Source organism: Aureimonas sp. OT7 (assembly GCF_014844055.1).
Classification (GTDB): domain Bacteria; phylum Pseudomonadota; class Alphaproteobacteria; order Rhizobiales; family Rhizobiaceae; genus Aureimonas; species Aureimonas altamirensis_A.
On the sequence record NZ_CP062167.1, the window covers coordinates 4,046,095 to 4,064,719 of the forward strand.

General features: G+C 68.8%; 20 protein-coding genes and 1 riboswitch. Of the genes, 10 read left to right on the forward strand and 10 right to left on the reverse strand.

All coding sequences use genetic code 11. From position 1 onward, the window contains the following. The first annotated feature begins 4 nt into the window (after window positions 1–4). Together IGS74_RS19385 and IGS74_RS19390 are read left to right on the forward strand one after the other, a co-directional pair. Window positions 5–1,216: an OpgC domain-containing protein gene (locus tag IGS74_RS19385; RefSeq protein WP_192388370.1), complete on the forward strand. Its 1,212-nt coding sequence runs from the start codon at window positions 5–7 to the stop codon at window positions 1,214–1,216. Window positions 1,217–1,239: 23 nt separating this feature from the next. Continuing rightward, entirely contained in the window at window positions 1,240–1,434 is a 195-nt protein-coding gene (locus IGS74_RS19390) for a hypothetical protein (RefSeq protein WP_039195489.1), read from the forward strand. Window positions 1,435–1,444: 10 nt separating this feature from the next. On the opposite strand, the gene cobT is transcribed toward IGS74_RS19390, so the two are convergent. Continuing rightward, entirely contained in the window at window positions 1,445–2,467 is a 1,023-nt protein-coding gene (gene cobT / locus IGS74_RS19395; RefSeq protein ID WP_192388371.1) for a nicotinate-nucleotide--dimethylbenzimidazole phosphoribosyltransferase, read from the reverse strand. A gap of 108 nt (window positions 2,468–2,575) precedes the next feature. Between cobT and cobS the strand changes: the two genes are divergently transcribed. Beyond that, window positions 2,576–3,352, forward strand: a complete 777-nt coding sequence (gene cobS, locus IGS74_RS19400; RefSeq protein ID WP_192388373.1) for an adenosylcobinamide-GDP ribazoletransferase — start codon at window positions 2,576–2,578, stop codon at window positions 3,350–3,352. Here cobS and cbiB read toward each other — a convergent pair. From cbiB to IGS74_RS19415, 3 genes are read right to left on the reverse strand one after another with little or no spacing between them, the layout of a single operon-like run. Then, entirely contained in the window at window positions 3,344–4,300 is a 957-nt protein-coding gene (cbiB, locus tag IGS74_RS19405; protein WP_192388374.1) for an adenosylcobinamide-phosphate synthase CbiB, read from the reverse strand. The genes cobS and cbiB overlap by 9 nt on opposite strands. Further along, window positions 4,291–5,283 (reverse strand): threonine-phosphate decarboxylase CobD, encoded by a 993-nt coding sequence (gene cobD, locus IGS74_RS19410; RefSeq protein WP_192388375.1) that lies wholly within the window; start codon window positions 5,281–5,283, stop codon window positions 4,291–4,293. The genes cbiB and cobD overlap by 10 nt, the downstream gene beginning before the upstream one ends. Continuing rightward, complete coding sequence (locus IGS74_RS19415) at window positions 5,283–6,581, reverse strand: cobyrinate a,c-diamide synthase (RefSeq protein ID WP_192388376.1); 1,299 nt, start codon at window positions 6,579–6,581, stop codon at window positions 5,283–5,285. The genes cobD and IGS74_RS19415 overlap by 1 nt, the downstream gene beginning before the upstream one ends. A gap of 17 nt (window positions 6,582–6,598) precedes the next feature. Between IGS74_RS19415 and IGS74_RS19420 the strand changes: the two genes are divergently transcribed. Next, a complete protein-coding gene (locus IGS74_RS19420; RefSeq protein WP_192388377.1) occupies window positions 6,599–7,393 on the forward strand; it encodes a precorrin-6A/cobalt-precorrin-6A reductase in 795 nt (264 codons plus the stop codon). On the opposite strand, the gene cobM is transcribed toward IGS74_RS19420, so the two are convergent. From cobM to IGS74_RS19445, 5 genes are read right to left on the reverse strand one after another with little or no spacing between them, the layout of a single operon-like run. Then, window positions 7,390–8,172: a precorrin-4 C(11)-methyltransferase gene (gene cobM / locus IGS74_RS19425; RefSeq protein ID WP_192388378.1), complete on the reverse strand. Its 783-nt coding sequence runs from the start codon at window positions 8,170–8,172 to the stop codon at window positions 7,390–7,392. The two genes, IGS74_RS19420 and cobM, sit on opposite strands and share 4 nt — an antisense overlap. Next, window positions 8,169–9,992 carry a precorrin-3B C(17)-methyltransferase gene (cobJ, locus tag IGS74_RS19430; protein WP_192388379.1) on the reverse strand — a complete coding sequence of 608 codons (1,824 nt, stop codon included), beginning with the start codon at window positions 9,990–9,992 and terminating at the stop codon, window positions 8,169–8,171. The genes cobM and cobJ overlap by 4 nt, the downstream gene beginning before the upstream one ends. Continuing rightward, window positions 9,989–10,684 (reverse strand): precorrin-2 C(20)-methyltransferase, encoded by a 696-nt coding sequence (gene cobI, locus IGS74_RS19435; protein ID WP_192388380.1) that lies wholly within the window; start codon window positions 10,682–10,684, stop codon window positions 9,989–9,991. The genes cobJ and cobI overlap by 4 nt, the downstream gene beginning before the upstream one ends. After that, window positions 10,681–11,883: a precorrin-6y C5,15-methyltransferase (decarboxylating) subunit CbiE gene (gene cbiE / locus IGS74_RS19440; RefSeq protein ID WP_192388382.1), complete on the reverse strand. Its 1,203-nt coding sequence runs from the start codon at window positions 11,881–11,883 to the stop codon at window positions 10,681–10,683. Before cbiE ends, cobI begins: the two co-directional genes overlap by 4 nt. A gap of 4 nt (window positions 11,884–11,887) precedes the next feature. Beyond that, window positions 11,888–12,961 (reverse strand): sirohydrochlorin chelatase, encoded by a 1,074-nt coding sequence (locus IGS74_RS19445; RefSeq protein ID WP_192388384.1) that lies wholly within the window; start codon window positions 12,959–12,961, stop codon window positions 11,888–11,890. Window positions 12,962–13,125: 164 nt separating this feature from the next. Between IGS74_RS19445 and IGS74_RS19450 the strand changes: the two genes are divergently transcribed. The 3 genes from IGS74_RS19450 to IGS74_RS19460 all read left to right on the forward strand — a co-directional run bounded on the left by IGS74_RS19450 (window position 13,126) and on the right by IGS74_RS19460 (window position 15,971). After that, complete coding sequence (locus tag IGS74_RS19450; protein ID WP_192388386.1) at window positions 13,126–13,872, forward strand: TSUP family transporter; 747 nt, start codon at window positions 13,126–13,128, stop codon at window positions 13,870–13,872. A gap of 5 nt (window positions 13,873–13,877) precedes the next feature. After that, a complete protein-coding gene (locus IGS74_RS19455) occupies window positions 13,878–15,344 on the forward strand; it encodes a cobyric acid synthase (protein WP_192388388.1) in 1,467 nt (488 codons plus the stop codon). A gap of 87 nt (window positions 15,345–15,431) precedes the next feature. Beyond that, window positions 15,432–15,971 (forward strand): cytochrome b, encoded by a 540-nt coding sequence (locus IGS74_RS19460; protein ID WP_192388390.1) that lies wholly within the window; start codon window positions 15,432–15,434, stop codon window positions 15,969–15,971. A gap of 33 nt (window positions 15,972–16,004) precedes the next feature. Here the strand turns inward: IGS74_RS19460 and IGS74_RS19465 are convergent, their stop codons facing one another. Next, the gene (locus IGS74_RS19465; RefSeq protein ID WP_192388392.1) at window positions 16,005–16,850 is read right to left on the reverse strand and encodes an SDR family oxidoreductase; all 846 of its coding nucleotides are present in this window, start codon (window positions 16,848–16,850) and stop codon (window positions 16,005–16,007) included. An 87-nt stretch (window positions 16,851–16,937) separates the two neighbouring features. Beyond that, a riboswitch (cobalamin riboswitch) is annotated at window positions 16,938–17,167 on the forward strand. A gap of 29 nt (window positions 17,168–17,196) precedes the next feature. Here IGS74_RS19465 and IGS74_RS19470 point away from each other — a divergent pair. The 3 genes from IGS74_RS19470 to cobU are packed head-to-tail and all read left to right on the forward strand — an operon-like array spanning window position 17,197 to window position 18,624. Further along, the gene (locus IGS74_RS19470; RefSeq protein WP_060608569.1) at window positions 17,197–17,373 is read left to right on the forward strand and encodes a CbtB-domain containing protein; all 177 of its coding nucleotides are present in this window, start codon (window positions 17,197–17,199) and stop codon (window positions 17,371–17,373) included. A 22-nt stretch (window positions 17,374–17,395) separates the two neighbouring features. Further along, complete coding sequence (locus IGS74_RS19475; protein WP_192388394.1) at window positions 17,396–18,115, forward strand: CbtA family protein; 720 nt, start codon at window positions 17,396–17,398, stop codon at window positions 18,113–18,115. Next, window positions 18,112–18,624: a bifunctional adenosylcobinamide kinase/adenosylcobinamide-phosphate guanylyltransferase gene (gene cobU / locus IGS74_RS19480; protein ID WP_246722742.1), complete on the forward strand. Its 513-nt coding sequence runs from the start codon at window positions 18,112–18,114 to the stop codon at window positions 18,622–18,624. Before IGS74_RS19475 ends, cobU begins: the two co-directional genes overlap by 4 nt. Window position 18,625: the final 1 nt, after the last annotated feature.

Genomic DNA, 18,625 nt, shown 5'->3' on the forward strand with positions numbered 1-18,625 from the left:
AGCCATGAGCGCATATGACAGCGTCTTTCTCCGCCCGGAGCGAGACTACAGGATCGATTTTTTCCGCGGCGTAGCCCTGGTGATGATCTTCATCAACCACATACCCGGCGTGCTGTGGGAGAATTTCACGAGCCGGAATTTCGGCTTTTCCGATTCAGCGGAAGTCTTCGTCTTCCTGGCCGGCGTCGCCAGCGCCTTCGCCTATGGGCGGCTCTTCCTGGAGGGCTCGCCGCTGATCGCATCGTTGAAGGCGGCCCGGCGCGCCGGCGTTCTCTACCTCGTGCACATCGCCCTCACCATGGCGGTCATCTCGCTGTTCATCTGGTTCGCGCTGGCGCTCGGCAAGGGGGACATTCTCCGCCAGATCGGCCTGGGCCCCCTTCTGACGCAGCCGCTGGATGCGCTTTACGGTATCGCGACCCTCGGCAACCAACTCGGCTACCTGAACATCCTGCCGCTCTACGCCGCGCTGCTGCTCATGCTGCCGCTGATGTTGCTCGGCATACGGTGGATCGGGCTGAAGGGGTTTCTTGTCGCCTCGCTTGCCGTCTGGCTGGTCTTCGGCCTCGCGCGGCTTAACATTCCCAACTATCCCAATGCCGGCGGATGGTTCTTCAATCCGTTCTCCTGGCAACTCATCTTCGCCCTTGGGCTGTATACCGGCTTCCAGAAGCTGCGCGGCCAGCCGGCGCTTCCCTACTCGCCGAGGCTCTACGTGATGGCGCTCGGCTTCCTGGCTTTCGCCTGGGCTTTCGTCGGCTTCGGCTGGTGGTCGGTGGAGCGGATGATCCCGCTGCCGTCGCTCTTCGTCGGTTTCGACAAAACCTACGCGTCCATTCCGCGCCTTCTGCACCTCGTCGCGCTGGTCTACGTGTTCGCCCATGCGCCGAAGATGTCGCCGTTCAGCCGCGTTGGTGCCGCCAATCCGCTGACCATGCTCGGACGCCACTCGCTTCCGGTCTTCGCCTTGGGGACGTTCCTGTCGCTGCTGGCGCAGGCGCTGCGCTTCGGCAACGAAACGACACTGGCCTACGATACGGCGCTCGTTACCGGCGGCCTCGCCATCCAGTTCGCACTGGCGCGCTATCTCGATTGGTGGCACGTCGCCTCGAAACCGCAGAAGGCCGTGCGTGCCAACGCGACCACGCGGGAGGAGCAGCCGCGCGACGCCCAGCGCGCCCAGGCCATGGCGCCGGCCGCACGGCGCACCCCATGACCCTAGCCGGATAAGCAAGCCAGATGTACAGCGATTCCAACCATCCGTTCTTCAAGCCGCTGTGGCGTCGCGTGCTGATCGTCGGCTCGTGCCTGGTCTGGTCCGGCTTCGAGTGGTGGAACGGCGAACAGCTCTGGGGCGCGATCACCCTGGCGATCGCCGCCTATGGCATCTTCGCCTTGTTCATAAACTACAAGGCGCCGCCCGAAAGCGAGTAGCGGCGCCGGCTCAGTCGGCGGCGCGGTCCGAAACGCCGGCCTGTGCAAAAGTCGCCATGCCGTTGTGGCAGGCCACCGCCGCTTTCACCATCGCGGCGGCCAGTGCCGCACCTGTGCCCTCGCCCAGCCGCATGCCGAGCGCCAGCAGCGGCACCTTGCCCATTGCCTGGAGGGCGCGCTGGTGACCGGGTTCGGCGGACACATGGCCGAACAGGCAATGATCGAGCGTATCGGGAGACAGCTTGTGCAGGACGGCCGCAGCCGCCGTCGCGACGAAGCCGTCCACGACAACCGGCACGCGCTGCATCCGGGCCGCCAGTATGGCGCCCGCCATGGCGGCGATCTCGCGGCCGCCAAGCCGGCGCAACGCCTCGAGCGGATCGGTGGCGTGGCGTCCATGGAGGTCTATCGCCTCCTGCACGAGGGCGGTCTTGCGGGCCATGCCGGCGCTGTCATGGCCGGTGCCCGGCCCGACCCAGTCGCGCGCGGTGCCGCCGAACAGGGCCGCGAACAGCGCACTGGCCACAGCCGTATTTCCGATACCCATCTCGCCGATGCACAGGAGGTCGGGTTCTCCCGCAAGGCATTCCATGCCGTAGGCCATGGTGGCGGCGCAATCGCGCTCCGACAATGCCGGCTCCGACGTGATGTCGCCGGTGGGGTAATCGAGCGCGAGGTCGAAAATCTTGAGGCCGAGGTCGAAGGTGGCGCAGATCTGGTTGATCGCGGCACCGCCGGCGGCGAAGTTTTCCACCATCTGGCGCGTCACCTCGGGCGGGAAGGCCGAAGCGCCCCGGGCCGCAATCCCGTGGTTGGCGGCGAAGACCGCCACCACGGGTCGGTTTACGGTGGGGGCACGTCCCTGCCAGGCGGCCATCCATTCGGCGATATCCTCCAGCCGGCCGAGCGAGCCGGACGGTTTGGTCAGTTCTTCCTGGCGGTGGCGCGCATCATGCCGGGCGCGGCCGTCCTGCTGCGGCATCTGCCGGACAAGGGCGCGGATATCGTCGAAGGGAAGGCCGGTTGCGGACATGGAACGAGACTTTCGGATAGGCATGATCTGAAGGGCCGGTGATAGGCAATCGCGCCGGGTGAAGCAAACGGCTTGCATGCGGGCGCCGGCGCGGCGAAAGCTGGCGCCATGATCCAGCCTGTCGCCAGCCTCCTGCGTGCCCTCTCCTTTCTCAGCCGCTTTCCGGCGCTACCGGAAGCCTTTCGCGGCGGGCCCCATCCGCTGGCAGCGGATGCGCCGGCCTTTCCGGTGGTGGGGCTGATCGTCGGGCTTCTGCCCGCCCTGCTCCTGCTGCTGGCGATGGCGGCCGGCCTTGCACCCTTTATCGCCGCCCTCCTTGCACTGGCGCTGATGGTGGCTTCCACCGGCGCCCTGCACGAAGACGGGCTGGGTGATACGGCGGATGGCCTGTTCGGCCATGCCGGGAAAGACCGAGCGCTCGCCATCATGAAGGACAGCCGCATCGGAACCTATGGTTTGCTGGCGCTGGCCTTCGCGCTTCTGCTGCGCATCGCGCTTCTGGCGGAGGTGGCCACCGCCAGTCCGCTCGCGGCAGCGTGCGCCCTGCTGGCGGCGGCATCGGCCAGCCGCGGCGGCATGGGCCTGTTGTGGTCTTCCCTACCCTCGGCGCGCCCCGACGGCATCGCCGACAGCCTCGGCAGGCCGACGCGGCGGCAGGGACTCTGGTCCCTTGCGCTGGGCACGGCATCGGGCGTCCTCTTGGGCCTGCCGACGGCCGGGTTTGGCGGGGTTGCCCTTGCGGCCGCGATCTCGGCGGGCGTTTATCTGTGGTTCCGGTCTGTCCTGCGCCGTCGCCTCGGCGGCCAGACGGGCGACACGTTGGGCGCATGCCAGCAATTGCTGGACATCGCGATACTGCTGGGCCTGGCGCTCGGCTCAGGCTGAGGCCAGCGCCAGAAGGACGGCGATGGCCCCGAGTGCGCTGCACGTGCGGCCATAAAGCACCAAGGCCCGGTCGATATCGCCGGTCCCGGCCTCTCGTCGGCCCTCTGCATTGAGGCAGGGAGCATCGACCGCAAGGTCGCCATAGCGACGCGGCCCACCGAGCGACAGGCCCAGCGCCGCCGCCATGGCCGCCTCCGGCCAACCCGCGTTGGGTGAGCGGTGCAACGGCGCGTCCCGCCGTGAGATGCGCCAGGCCCGCCGGTCCGCGGCGACGAGCGCGAACAAAAGCGCGGTCAACCGCGCAGCCGGCCAGTTGGCCAGGTCGTCCAGCCGCGCCGCCCCCCTGCCGAATGCCCGGTGGCGCGCGCTCATATGGCCGATCATCGAATCTGCAGTGTTGATCATCTTGTAGGCGAACAGGCCCGGCAGGCCGAACAGCGCCGCATAGAAAAACGGGGCGATCACGCCGTCGGACGTGTTTTCCGCAAGGCTTTCGATTGCCGCCCGGCAGACGCCGGCATCGTCCAGCTGGTCCGGGTCCCGCCCGACGATCATCGATACCGCATGGCGGCCATCGGCAAGCGAATGGGACAGCCCGGTAGCCACCGCCTCGACGTGCTGGCGCAGGCTGCCTTGCGCCAGGAATATCGCGATGGTGCAGGCTTGCAGTACGATGCCGGCCGGCCCCAGAAGAGAAAGGCCCCATTGCAGGGCAAGCCCGAGCAGGGCCGCCGCCACCGTCAGCAGCCCAATGGCGACGAGCCCGGCACGGCGTCTGCGCCGCTCCGGCAGGGACGCGTCGTTCCAGGCGCGGTCGAGCCGATCGATCGCCCCGCCGAACAGGGCCACCGGATGCGGCAGATGGCGCCACAGCCAGGGCGGATCGCCCACCAGCCTGTCCAGAAGCAGTCCTGCAAGCAGGGCGATGGCCGAGCCGCCTAGCAGCATAGCGCCCCGGCAAGACGTTCGGCCTCGATGTCGTCCCGGATGTTTCCGAAGCGAAGCCACGCCGGTTCGTAGGCGAAGGGGCGTGTCAGGATATGGCGTGTCGCGAGCCGCTCGAAAATCGCCGCGGCTCCCTCATCCCGGATAAGGGTGAACATCGCCGTGCCCCCGGCGATGGCAAGCCCGGCCGTGGACAGAGTTTCCCGCGTCATGCGCGCCTGCGCCTCCAGGCGTGCCCGCACCGCGCCCGTTGCCGCCTCGGCCCGCAGCGCGGCCGCACCCACGGCCATGGCCGGCCCCGACACGGCCCAGGGCCCGAGGCGGGCTGCGATCCGCCCGGCAAGCACGTCGCCGCACAGGGCGAAACCGAGCCGAAGGCCCGCATATCCGAAATATTTGCCGAAGGATTTGAGCACGAGAATCGGCAGCGGCCCCGCCGTGTCACCCGCGAGGCTGCAGGCGGGGTCGGCATCGGCGAAGGCTTCATCCACGACGAGAAGTCCGTCCCGCTCCAGAAGGCGCTCGGCCAGGGCCAGCAGTGCCGGCCTGTCGTGTTTCCGCCCGTCCGGGTTGTTGGGATTGACGACGACGACCAGCGACGCGTCGGCGGGGATATCGTCCAGACCGGCGCATGCGACGGCGTCATGGCCAGCCAGGACAAGCGCGTGCCTGTGTTCCTCATAGGTCGGAGACAGGATCGCCGCGCGGCGCGGCGTGAAGAGGTACGGCCACAATCCGATGAGCGCCTGCGTTCCCGGCGCCGCCACGATGCTGCCGGCGACCCCGTAGAAGGCGCGGGCCGCATCCGCCAGCGTGGCCTCGTCCGCCGCCTCCGGAAGCCGCGTCCACGCGTCCGGCCGCAGTTGCGGCAGGGGCAGCGGTTGCGGGTTGATGCCGGTGGACAGGTCCAGCCAGTCGGCTCGCTGTCCGCCCCAGCGGGCGATGGCTGCGTCCAGGGCTCCGCCGTGTTTCAACGCGGCGTCCATCAGGCGGCGCCATCGATCACGTGCAGGAAAGAGCCCATGACCCGGCCACGATACAGGCCGAGGGCGCCCAGGGCTTGTCCTGTCGCGTCGGTGGCGCGGAAAAGCCGTCCTGCATCGCCCTCGGACAGGATCGAGGCATAGTGGAACTCGTGGGCGGTCACGGCAGCGGCCCAGAAGGGCGCATCGTCGGTGGGCACCGCCTGCCTGTAGCCAAGATGCCGGCGTGGCACCTCGAAACTGGTTTCCAACGGCAGCATGCCCAGCATCGCATGCCGGGTGCCTTCGCCGTCCACCAAGCCGTCGCCAAGCACCATATAGCCTCCGCATTCGCCGTAGACGAGGGCGCCCCGCATCGCAGAATTGGTCATTCCGGCACGAAACGCGGACGCGCCGGCGATCCGCCCCGCATGGAGTTCCGGATACCCGCCCGGCAGGTAGACGGCGTCCGCGCCGATATCCGGCGCTTCGTCGGCCAGCGGCGAAAAGAACGAAATGTCCGCACCGGCCTCCCGCCAGCCGCCCAGGAGATGCGGATAGGCGAAGGCGAAGGCATCGTCCCGCGCCACGGCAACGCGCCCGCCGGGTGGCGGCAGGCGGGGTGCCCGCCCATCGCCGGCCGGCATTGAGGCGCGGCGGGAGACGTCCAGCAGGCCATCGAGGTCCAGCGCCACCTCCAGCCAGTCGGCCGCACGGTCGCACAGGCGCTCGTCCGCATCCAGCTCCTGCGCGCGGACGAGGCCAAGATGCCGGGACGGGATCGCCAGCGACGGCTCTGCGGGAAGCGCCGCCAGAACGGGGATCGCCAGGGGCTCCAGCGCCGTGCGCAACATCGCCTCGTGGCGCTGGCTGCCAACGCGGTTGAGGATGAGCCCCCCGATCCCGATCGACGGGTCGTGGGTGGCGAAGCCGCGCACCAGCGCCGCCACGGACTGCGCCTGGCGGGCGCAATCGACCACAAGGATAACGGGCAGACCCAGCATCTGCGCCAGTGCCGCCGCAGAGCCCCGGCCGTTCGCCGCACCGTCGAAGAGGCCCATGGCGCCCTCGACGGCAAGCAGGCCGTCGCCCTGCCCCGCAAGGCGCAGGATCGTCGACGGCTGCATGGCATACGCGTCGAGATTGACGCTGTCGTGTCCGCTGGCGAGGCGGTGGAAACCGGGGTCGATATAGTCCGGGCCCGACTTGGCGGGCGTCACGGGAATGCCGCGCCGGGCAAGCAGGCGCAGCAGCGCCAGCGTCACCAGCGTCTTGCCGCATCCCGAAGCCGGGGCCGATATGAGAATACCCTGTCGCGCCATGATCCCCGACGCTTATAATGATCGCGATGCACAACGCCAGCCAGACAATATTGCTGATTGCCGGAACGAGCGAGGCGCGCGCTTTGTCGGAAGCGATCGCGCGGGACATGCCGAAGGCGCGCCTGATCGTGTCGCTTCTGGGCGCGACCGAAAAACCGGCCGCCTATGCAGGCTCTGTGCGGACAGGCGGCTTCGGCGGTGTTGCTGGCCTGGGCGATTTTCTCCGCGCCGAGAATGTCACGCATCTTGTCGATGCGGCGCACCCCTTCGCCACCGGCATGCACCGCAATGCGACGGCGGCGGCGGCCCGCGCGGGCGTGCCCTGTCTGGCGATGATCCGCCCCGAATGGCCGCCAAGACCGAACTGGCAGGAGGTCGCCTGCCTGCGCGCGGCAAGTGTGGCGCTACCACACGGCGCAAAGCCCTTCCTGGCGCTCGGGCAGCGCCATCTTGCGCCCTTTCGCCACCGCGCGGACCTGGGGCCCGTTCTGCGCATGGCCGAGGGGCCGCGCACGCCTCTGCCCTTTCCAGCAGAGATCGTCATCGGCCCGCCCTTGCGGACGGCAGACGAAGAGCAGGCGCTTTTCCGACGTTACGGCGTGACGCATCTCGTCTGCCGCAATTCGGGCGGGCAGGCCGGCATCGCAAAGCTCGACGCCGCAGAGGCGCTGGGCCTGCCCGTCCTGATGATCCGGCGGCCGGCGATGGCATCGAATGGCCATGCCACCGACCCGCAGGCGGCCCTGGATTGGCTGCGTTCGCACTCCGCCTTCCGGGCCGAGGCCGATATCGCCGTCGAGCGCCAGGGTTAACCGCCGCCCGGAGCGGCGGCTTTGGGCCGCAGCACGTGGACGTGCGAAGGATCGTACAGGGCCGAGTCGCGGAAGGCCGATGCGCCGAGTGCCCTGCCGACGAGAACCAGCGCCGTGCGCGTCAATTTGGCGTCGCGCGCCAGGCGACGCATCGTGGACACCGTGCCGTGCAGGAAGCTCTCGTCCGGCCAGCCGACGCGATAGGCGATGATGGCCGGGCAGTCGGGCCCATAAGCGGCAAGCGGCGTCAGCACCCGTTCGATATGCGCGAGGTTGCGGACCGACAGGTGGATGGCGAGCGTGGCGCCGCTGCGCGCCAGCGTTTCCAGTTCCTCGCCTTCAGGCATGGAAGACGACTTCATGGCCGTGCGCGTCAGGATGATGCTCTGGCACAGCTCCGGTATGGTCAGTTCCAGCTTCAGGGCGGCAGCCGCCGCTGCGAAGGCCGGAACACCCGGCGTCACGTCATAGGGAATGCCCATCGCATCCAGCCGCCGCATCTGCTCCGCCGTCGCGCCATAGATCGACGGATCGCCGGAATGCACACGCGCCACGTCCAGGCCCTTGGCATGGGCATCGGCGATTTCGGCGACGATGTCGTCGAGCGTCATCGCCGCCGTATCCAGGACGCGGGCCCCGTCAGGCGCGGCGCGGACGATGTCCTCGGGCACCAGCGACCCGGCGTAAAGACAGACCGGGCAGGACTGGATCAACCGCAGGCCGCGCACGGTGATGAGATCGGGTGCGCCCGGCCCGGCCCCGATGAAATGAACCGTCATGTCCGCTCCCTTGTGGCATTGGCCGTCAACGCGCTGCCCGCCTTGCCGGCATAGCCGCGCGGCGTATAGGCGTGCTCGCGCCCGTCGCCGGTCCGCATGCGCCGCGTCTGCGACGAACCGACGATGACGACGGTCAGCATGTCGACGTCGTCCACCCGCAGGTCCGCCAGCGATACGATACGGACCGTTTCACCCCGCCGGCCGAGATTGGTGGCCAGCACCACCGGCGTTTCCGCCGGGCGATGCTCCAGCAGGATGGCGCGCGCGTCGGCCAGCTGGCTGCGCCGCCGCCGCGAAACCGGATTGTAGAAGGCGATCACGAAGTCACCCGCCGCCGCCGCCCGCACCCGCCGCTCGATATCGGGCCAGGGCGTCAGCAGATCGGATAGCGATATGGTGCAGAAATCGTGCCCGAGCGGCGCTCCGGCCCGCGCCGCGGCCGCCTGCAGGGCCGATATGCCCGGGCAGACCACCACCTCCACCCGGCGGGCGGCGGCGGGCAGCTCGCCCGTGTCGATCAACTCATAAGCCAGGGTCGCCATGGCGTAGATGCCGGCATCGCCGGAGCAGACCAAAGCCACCGTGCGGCCTTCCGCCGCCAGAAGCAAAGCGTGGCGGACGCGGTCCTCTTCGGCGCCCAACGGAAAATCGTGCCGGCGGCCGCTGCCGGGAATATCGGCCACCAGATCCAGATAGAGGCCGTAACCGACGCGATCGTCGGCCGCCTCGATGGCCGCGCGCGCCTCCGGCGAGCGCCATTCGGGCGCCCCCGGCCCGATCCCCACAAGCGTCAGGCGCCCCCGCGCCCGGCCGATGGAGCATGCCGAAAGCGGCCGCGGCGCGCGGGCGACGGCGGCGGTGACACGCCGGGATTTCACCTTTGCCAGAATCAGCGTGGCGTCCTGCCCGCCGGCCGCGAGCGCGGCACCTTCGGCCACGCCGTGGCAGCCGACTTCGGCGAAGACGATGTCGGATGGCGTCGCCAGCCGATGCGTTTCGGCCTCCAGCGTGGCGGCATCGAAGACACGCAGCGGCACGTTGAAATGCGCCGCCACCGCGTTCAACGACGCTTCGTCGGCCTTGACGTCGAGGGTCGCTACCATGGCCAGGCAAAGCGGGCTGACCCCGGCTTGCTGCAAGGCCTGTTCGGCCAGGGCGATGGCCTCGTCCGCCGGTGCGCCGCGCTCCGCGCCCATTCCGAGCACGAGCCGCCGCGGGCGGTACAGGAGTTCGCCCGGACGGGGCGCACGCCCTGCATCATCTTCCGACAGGATCACCGAGGCATCGTCGGCACGGGGCACCGGAAGCGCGGTCAGCCAGTCGGCCTCGGCCGTGATGCGGGCTGCGGCGCCGGCCAGCAAGGCGGTCATCGCCGGCTTCGCATCCTGCGGGTTTTCCAGGTGCCACCCGCATGGCGGTGCGTCGAGCGCCACGCCGAAGCGCGTATCGCCGGCGGTGGTGACGGCCGCATGACCGTGGAGAGCCCCGGCCAGACGGCGCGCCATGTCGTTTGCCCCGCGGTGGCCGCCCAGAAGCGGCACGATGCTGCATCGATCCTCGGATACGGCCAGGACCGGCGGCTCCGAACGCTTGTCGCTCAGCGACGGGGCAAGGATGCGGATGAGCGCCCCGGCCGCCATGACGGCCACGATGGGGCGGCCCTCCAGGAAAAGCCCGCGCAGATGGCCGGCCAGACCGCTGAAATGCGCATCCGCGCCGTCTATCCCGTCCGGCGCATGGATCTCCGCCGTCAGTTCGGCCTGGATCTGGCGCGCCGTCGCCATGGCCGGGGCGTGAAGGATGACGATGGCCGGCCTCATGCGACGCCCTCTCTGTGACCGACGATCATGGAAAAATACGGCGCCGTCGCCGGAGCATCGCGCAAGGGCATGATCGTTTCCTGCGGGGTGGAGACATGCGCCAGGTAGCAACTGCCATCGGCAAGGCCGGTGCGATCCAGAAGCGCGCGGATGCGCGCCAGATGCCGGCCCAGCTTGATGATGCAGAAGGCATCCGCCACGGCCAGCCGCGCGGCGATCTGCGCATCGCTCAACGGGGCGGGTATGACGGCGAAGGTCTCGTTGCGGCGGGCCAGCGGTGTGCGCATGGCCGCAGCCGCCGCCATGGGCGATGAGATGCCGGGCACGATGTCGACGCGGAACCGCCCGGCCAGCCGCTCGAAGAGGTAGAGGAAGGAGCCGTAGAAGAAGGGGTCGCCTTCGCACAGAAGGGCGACGTCCCGGCCGCCATCCAGGTATGCGGCGATGGCGTCCGCCGCCTCGTCGTAGGCCGCCTGCCCCGGTGCGCTGTCGATGCGCATGCACAGGCCGAAGGCGATCTCCGCAAGGCCCGGCCGCAGGTGCGGCGCGGCGATGGCGCGGGCCATGCTGTGCCCGCTGTCCGGCACCGGATAGGCGATCGCCGGTACGCTCGACAAAACGCGCACCGCCTTGAGGGTCAGAAGCTCGGGGTCGCCCGGCCCGAGGCCGATTCCATAGAGCGTACCGCTCATGTCCGCTCCGCCCCCTTGCGCAGATGCCAGTGCGTCACCGGCATCTGCGGCCGCCAACCGGTAAGGGTTCCGACCGGCGCAGCCACGGCGACGGCAAGGCGTGTCAGGTTGCCGCCGTAACGGGCATGGAACGTCAGCAGAAGCGCCTCGGACTCCAGCGTGACCGCGTGGGCCACGAGATTTCCATGGTGCGGAAGGGCATCGAAAGCACGTGCAAACGTCGCCTCCGACAACCCTCCGCCGATGAAGACGCTGTCCGGCGCGGCAAACCCGTCCAGTGCGTCCGGCGCCAGCCCGGCCACGATCTCGACCGGCCCATGCGACAGGCGACGGACATTTTCCGCCAGCAGCGCACGCCGGTCGGCGCGTGGCTCCAGCGCGATGGCGCGGCCACCCAGCCTTGCCCATTCCACCGCGATGGAGCCGCAGCCGGAGCCGATATCCCACAGGCAGGCACCGGGCCGCGGCTCCAGGGCGGCGAGCGCCAGCGTGCGCATCGGCCGCTTGGTCATCTTGCCGTCATGCGCGAAGGCTTCGTCGGCCAGCCCGAACGCGCCGTGCTCCGGCCGGCCCACGCAATCGACGGCGACGATGTTCAACGCCGCGCCCTGGGGCAACGAAAACGCTTCCGCCGTTGTGGACAGTGCCCGTTCATGCGCGCCGCCCAGATGCTCCATTACGGTCATGCGGCTCAAGCCGAACCCTTCACGCACCAGCAGTGACGCGACCTCGCCCGGCGTCGTGCCGTCGGCGGACAGGATCAGCAGCCGTCGGCCCGCACCGAGGGATGCGGCCAGCGCGGAGACGGGACGCCCATGCGCGGACAGGCAGGCGACGTCCTCCAGCGCCCATCCAAGCCGTGCCGCCGCCAGCGAAAAGGAGGACGGCGACGGCAGCACCCGCATGGCATCGGCCGGCAGGAACCGGCGCAGCCAGGCCACGGGGCCGAACCAGGACGGGTCGCCCGACGCCAGCACGACGGTCGGCTTCCCGGCCAGCGCCTCGATGGTGGCGCGGGATGCGTCGAAGGGCGAGGACCAGCAGTGGCGTTGTGCCGCCGCTGCGACGCCGTCCAGCATGGCGAGATGCCGCGCCCCGCCCACCACATGCAACGCGGCGTCGATGGCGGCGCGCTGCTCCGGGGCGAGGCACTCCAGCCCGCCATCGCCGATCCCGACGACCGTCAGCCAGGCAGGCACGGTCTCAGCCGTCCTTCTTCATGGAACGCGGACCGAGCGGATGTGCGGCATGAGGGTAAGGGTGATGCGTATGACCGCCATCGCCGTGATGATGATGGCCGTGGCCATGATCGTGGCTGCGGCCATGATCGTGGCTGTGGCTGTGATCGTGATGGTGGCTGTGATCGTGGCCGTGGTCGTGGTGATGCGCGTGCCCGGCATCGCCATCGGTGCCGACGCCTTCCACGTGGTGGTGGTGGCTTTCCTGCGGCAGCCCCACCTCGGCCTCGAAGCCCAGCACCTGCTCGCGGTACTTGCACATCTGGCAGTTCATGTTGTTGGTGCCGACGATCACCTCGTCCAGCCGGTCGACGAAGGTTTCCACCACGAGATCGTGCGCGCCGAGATACGGCGCCTTGATGAACTCGATCCCGCCATGCCGCGACGCCACCGCGTCCGTATGGTCGTAGATGCGCCGCACGAGGATGCCGGTGAACAGGAAGTAGGGAAACACGACGATGCGCCGGTAGCCGAGCCGCGTCGCATGTTCCAGCGCCGGCTCGACCAGCGGGAAGGTGACGCCCGAATAGGCCGTTTCGCCCCAGCCGAAGCCCAGCCCTTCCCAAAGCAGCCGCATGACCTTGGCTACGTTGGAATTGGCGTCCGGGTCGGAAGCGCCCCGCCCCACGACCACCAGCATCGTATCGTGAAGCGGCATGCCGTCCTGCCAGCCGGCGGCCCGCAGGGCTTGCCGGATACGGTCGCCCGCGGCGCGAACCATCTTCGGGTCGATGCCGAGTTCCCGCCCGTAGCGGATGTCCACGCCGTTGGCGCTTGCATAGGTGTTCAGAACAGAGGGAATGTCGTTCTTGGCATGACCGGCGGCAAACAGCATGCCCGGCAACGCCAGGATCGTGCTTGCACCGCCTTCGCGCAGCCTGTCCAACCCGTCGCGGATGATCGGCCTTGCGAATTCGAGATACCCGTAATCCACCGTCCAGTCGGGCAGGCGGTGCGTCATCTTGTGCGCCAGCGCCTTGAATTCGTCGACCGCGCCTTGGTCGCGGCTGCCATGGCCGCACAGCATCAGGGCGTTCATGCGCCACCTCCTTCGGCTCCGTCCTGGCCCCCGGATTGGGTCGGCCGCCACGGACTATCTCTCAGCCTCTTCGTCGAGGCACCGTATCGCACGCCTGCATAGAAGCTTTCCGGCGGTCATGAAAGGCTCTAAACGCGGAGCGAACCACAGGAAGCCGTTGCCCGATGTCGCCCGATACGATCCTCATTCTCATTGTTGCCGCGGCATTTTTTGCCGGCTTCGTCGATGCCATCGCGGGCGGCGGCGGCCTGATTACCATTCCGGCGCTTCTGCTCGGCGGTTTCGATCCGCTATCGGCTCTCGGCACCAACAAGCTGCAGAGCCTGTTCGGCTCGGGCTCGGCAACCATCGCCTATGCGCGTCGCGGGCTGGTAGACCTGAAATCGCTGCTGCCGGCCGCCGCCCTGTCCTTTGCCGGCGCATGTGCCGGCGCATTGGCGGCCATGCTTCTGCCGCCGGATCTCCTGGGCGGCATCCTGCCTTTCCTGCTGATCGGCATCGCGGTCTATTTCGCAATCAAGCCCAACCTGTCCGACGTCGACCGGGAACGGCGGATCTCCCCCGTCGTCTTCGCCTGTTTCCTCGTGCCGCTGATCGGCGCCTATGACGGGTTGTTCGGGCCGGGCACGGGCTCCTTCTTCATGATCGCCTTCGTGGCGCTCGCCGGCTACGGCGTCCTCAAGGCGACGGCCCACACCAAGCTGCTCAACTTCGCATCCAATCTCGGCGGCTTCGCCATCTTCGCCTTTTCCGGGTCCATCCACTGGAAGCTCGGCCTGGCCATGGGCATCGCGCAGTTCTGCGGCGCGCGTCTGGGCGCCGTCTCCGCCGTCCGCTTCGGCGCGAAACTGATTCGCCCGCTGCTTGTCGCGGTCTGTACGATACTCGCTCTCAAGCTCATCATGGGTTGAAGGGAATGGCCGCACGCAGCCTCATGTTCCAGGGTACGGGCTCCGACGTCGGGAAGAGCGTCCTGGTCGCCGGATTGTGCCGCCTGTTCGCCCGTCGCGGAATGAGCGTGCGCCCGTTCAAGGCGCAGAACATGTCCAACAACGCCGCCGTGGCGCGCTGCCATGATGGCGGCTACGGCGAAATCGGCCGTGCGCAATGGCTGCAGGCCCTGGCGGCCGGGGCGGAACCCGTCACCGACATGAACCCCGTTTTGCTGAAGCCGATGTCCGATACGGGCGCCGACATCGTCGTGCAGGGCAGAAGCCGGGGCACCGCATCGGCCGTCGATTACCAACGCCTCAAGGCCGGCCTGCTCGACGCCGTCCTGGAAAGCCATGCGCGGCTGGCGGCCGAATGCGAGCTCGTGCTCGTCGAAGGGGCCGGCAGCGCATCCGAGGTCAATCTGCGGTCCGGCGACATCGCCAATATGGGCTTTGCCCGCGCCGCCGATGTGCCGGTGGTGCTGATCGGCGATATCGACCGGGGGGGCGTCATCGCGGCGCTTGTCGGCACGCATTGCGTCCTGCCGCCGCAGGACCGGGCCATGATCGCCGGCACCATCGTCAACAAGTTCCGCGGCGATCCGGCCCTGTTCGCCGAAGGGATGGCAACCATCGAAAAGCATACCGGGTGGCCGTCTCTGGGCCTCGTCCCCTGGCTGACGACCGTCGGACGCCTGCCCCCCGAGGATTCCGTGGCGCTGGAGCGCCCACGCCCCGGCGGCGGGGCCCGCCGCGTCCGCATTGCGGTGCCTCAGCCGGGGCGCATCGCCAATTTCGACGACCTCGACCCGCTGGCCGCGACACCGGGTGTCGAAGTCGGCTTCGTGCGCCCCGGCGAGGCCATCCCCCGGTGCGATTGCATCCTCCTGCCCGGCACGCGCGCCACCATCGCCGACCTCGCGGCCTTCCGCCGCAATGGCTGGGACACCGATATCGCGCGCCACCATGCAGCCGGCGGCATGGTCGTCGGCATTTGCGGCGGCTTCCAGATGCTCGGTCGCCGGATCGACGATCCCTTCGGGGTGGAAGGGCCGGCAGGCGCCGTCGATGGCCTTGGCCTGCTTGCCGTGGATACGGTAATGGAGCCGCGAAAGACGGTGCGCCCGGCCCGACTGCGCGCGACGACCGGCGAGGAATTGTCCGGCTACGAGATCCATCTCGGCCGCACCGAGGGGCCCGGCCGCGGACGCCCCTTCGCCACCGATGAATCCGGGCCGGAGGGTGCCGTCAGCGCCGACGGGCGCGTCCTCGGCACCTATCTGCACGGCGTCTTCGGCAACGATGCCTGGCGCAGCCGCTTTCTGTCGGATCTCGGCCATGCCGGCCCGCCGCTGGCCTACATGGCCGAAGTCGAGGCGTCGCTCGACGCCGTCGCCGACGCATTGGAGGCGGCGCTGGACGTGCCGTCGCTGCTGCGGCTCGCGCGGTGAAATGTTTCGTCACGCAATGGCATCTTCCCCCCGGCCGCGTCCTGGGCCAGATTTCATGGAACGTTTCCAGCAAGGGGCTCCAAGCCGATGCACTCGACCATGATGGATACGCCGGACCGATTCGGCATCGTCTCCCGCTTGTTTCACTGGGTGATGGTGCTGCTGCTGGCCTGGCAGTTCACCAGCGCCCTGCTGCGCGTCTTCGCCGAGGACACGCCGATCGAAGGGTTCTTCTGGTCGACCCACTATGCCGTCGGCTTCACCCTGTTCCTGCTGGCGATCCTGCGCGGCCTGTGGGGGCTGGCCAACCTGTCGCGGCGGCCGGGACATACGGCGATCCGCTTCGGCCGGCTGGCCACGCTCGGCCATCTGGCGATGTATCTCCTGATGATCGTGATCCCGTTCCTGGCCATACTTCGTGCCTACGGCAGCGGCAGGGGGTTTTCGCCCTACGGGTTCGAGATATTCGCCGCCACGGGCGAGCGTATTCCGGCGCTGATCGCGCCGGCGAGCGCCGTTCATGGCCTGCTCGGCTGGGTATTGCTGGCGCTGATCCTTGGGCACATCGCCATGGTGGCCATGCACGAGGCGGTCTGGAAGGATCGGATCGCCGCGCGCATGGTCTGACGGGCTGACGAAGGCCCTACGGCACCGACCGGTTCACGCCCCCATGAAGGCGCGGAACCGGTCCGCCCAGTCCTTGTGCCAGCGTGATAGCGGCGGCCGGTTGCGGATCACGTCCTCGGCCGCCCATTGGATCCGCTTTTCGTCGATGTCGCGCGTGACCTCGTTGTCGGGGCAGAGGATGTAGAAATCGCCGTCCGACAGACGCGCCATCATGAAATCCACCGTCTCCTCCGCCGTCCAGGCGGCATCCGGCTTGTCCCGACGCCCGCGGGCCGTCAACCCGGTGAAGACGAAACCGGGGATCAGCAGGGCCGCCGTCACAACGCCTCCCTCACGCTCCCGCAGCTCATGCGCCAGCGCCTCGGTGAACGTCTTAACCCCGGCCTTCGAGACATTGTAGGCAGGGTCGCCGGGCGGCGTGGTGATGCCCTGCTTGGACCCCGTATTGATGATCAGGCCCGGTTCGCCATGCTCCAGCATGGCGGGTCCGAATGCCCGCGTACCATTGATGACCCCGCCCAGATTGACCGACAGGACGGCATCCCAGTTCCGTTCCTCGCCGAAGATCGAGGAGCCGGGTTGGATGCCGGCGTTGTTCATCAGCACATGGATCGGGCCCAGCGTCCGCTCCAGATGCGCGGCAGTCTTCGCCAGCCCGGCCCTGTCCGTCACGTCGCAGGCGGCCGCCGCCACATTGAGATCGGCGCCGGCCTCCTTCTCGAGCAGGTCCAGCGCCTCGGCCAGCGGCTCCATGTCCCGGTCCACGATGGCCACGTTCATGCCCTCGGCCAGGAACCGGCGGGCGGCGGCAAGGCCGATGCCGGCCGCCCCGCCCATCACGACCGCGTTGTGGTTGGGGACAATTGCGGGGTGCGGCATGAACAACTCCGGTGGATCAATCGTTTCGGTCCCGCCTTTTTCGGACAGGAGGCCCGCATTGGCAAGTTGCGGCCGGCGAGCCGACTGATTATCGTGACGCCCGATGGTCCCGTACCGCACCCTGCGGCTTCGGGCTAAGAGGGAATGCGAAGGGCCGACCCAATCCGGGGGCCCGTATCGTAGCCGACCCCGCGACTGTAGAGCGGAGAGGTTGTTCCACCGGCATGCCGGAAACGCCACTGGGCCACCGCCCGGGAAGGCAGGAAGCAACCGCTGACCCGCGAGCCAGGAGACCTGCCATCGCTGAAGAGCGGCAATCCTGCCGCCGTCACGGAGGTTGAACCTTATGACCGCGCATTCCGCGTCGCAGACGCATGCTTCTTCGTCAGGGCGCATCGCAACCGCGCTCTTTGCCCTCGTTCTCGGTGCCTTCTTCGTCTATGGCGCGGGCTTCGCCGCCGCCGACGCGCTGCATGACACCGCACACGACGCGCGCCACGCCATGGGCCTTCCCTGCCACTGAACCGGGATACAAGGAACGCACCATGCTGGCACGAACCCTTATCGCGGCCCTCCTGGCCGGAATGCTGGCTGGCCTGGCGATCACGCCGGTCCAGTCGCTGAAGACAACTCCGCTCATCCTTGCCGCCGAAGTCTTCGAGGACGGCGGCGCACCTGCCCACGACCATGCTGCCGGCCTTTCCCTCGTTACGCCCGCCATGGCCCATGGCGGCGAGGGCGAGGAAAGCGCCACGCTGGTCGCCAGCCGCCTCGGTGGCACGGCGATGGCCAATATCGTGCTGGGCGCCGGCTTCGCACTGCTGCTGGCAGCAGCCAGCCTGGCCTTCGACAAACCGCTCACGGCCCGCAATGGCGCGGTCTGGGGCCTTGCCGGTTTCGGCGTGCTGACGCTCGCCCCCGCGCTGGGCCTGCCGCCCGAGCTGCCGGCAATGCCCGCCGCCGACCTCGGGGCGCGGCAAGCCTGGTGGTTGATGGCCGTGCTGTGCACCGGCGGGGGCCTGGCCGGCATCGTCCTGTCGCGGCGCACATGGCAACGCCTGCTCGGCCTCGTGCTGATCGCGGCGCCCCTGTTCGTGCCGGCGCCGCACCCAGCGGAGCTCGCGAGCCCCATTCCGCCCAGCCTGGCGGCGGAGTTCGCCGTGGCGTCGCTGGCAACGTCCGCACTGTTCTGGGTGCTGATCGGCCTGTTCTCCGGATTGGTGCTCGACGCGATCCGGCGCACCGCCAGTCCGCACCCGGCGTGAGGCGATCCGTTTTCGTGCTCGGCGGAGCGCGCTCCGGCAAGAGCGCCTTCGCCGAGCGGCTTGCCGACGCCAGTGAGCTCGAGCGGGTCTACATCGCCACGGGGCAGGCCTTCGACGCCGAGATGGCGGCCCGCATCGAGGCGCATCGGCGCTCTCGCGGCGCCGGCTGGCGCACCGTGGAAGCACCGTGCGATCTGGCGCAGGCCATCGGCGCCGAGGCACGCCACGACCGCGTCCTGCTGGTGGACTGCCTGACGCTGTGGCTCAGCAACATCCTTCTGGCGGATCGCGACATCGCCGCCGCCACCGAAGACCTGTGCCGGATGCTGGCAGCGGCGGATGGGACGATCATTCTCGTGTCCAACGAGGTCGGCCTTTCGATCGTGCCGGAAAACGCGCTGGCCCGCGCCTTCCGCGACCATTCCGGCCGCATGAACCAGACCATCGCAGCACTGGCCGACGAAGCCTGGTTCGTTGCCGCGGGGCTGCCGCTGAAACTGAAAGGATAGA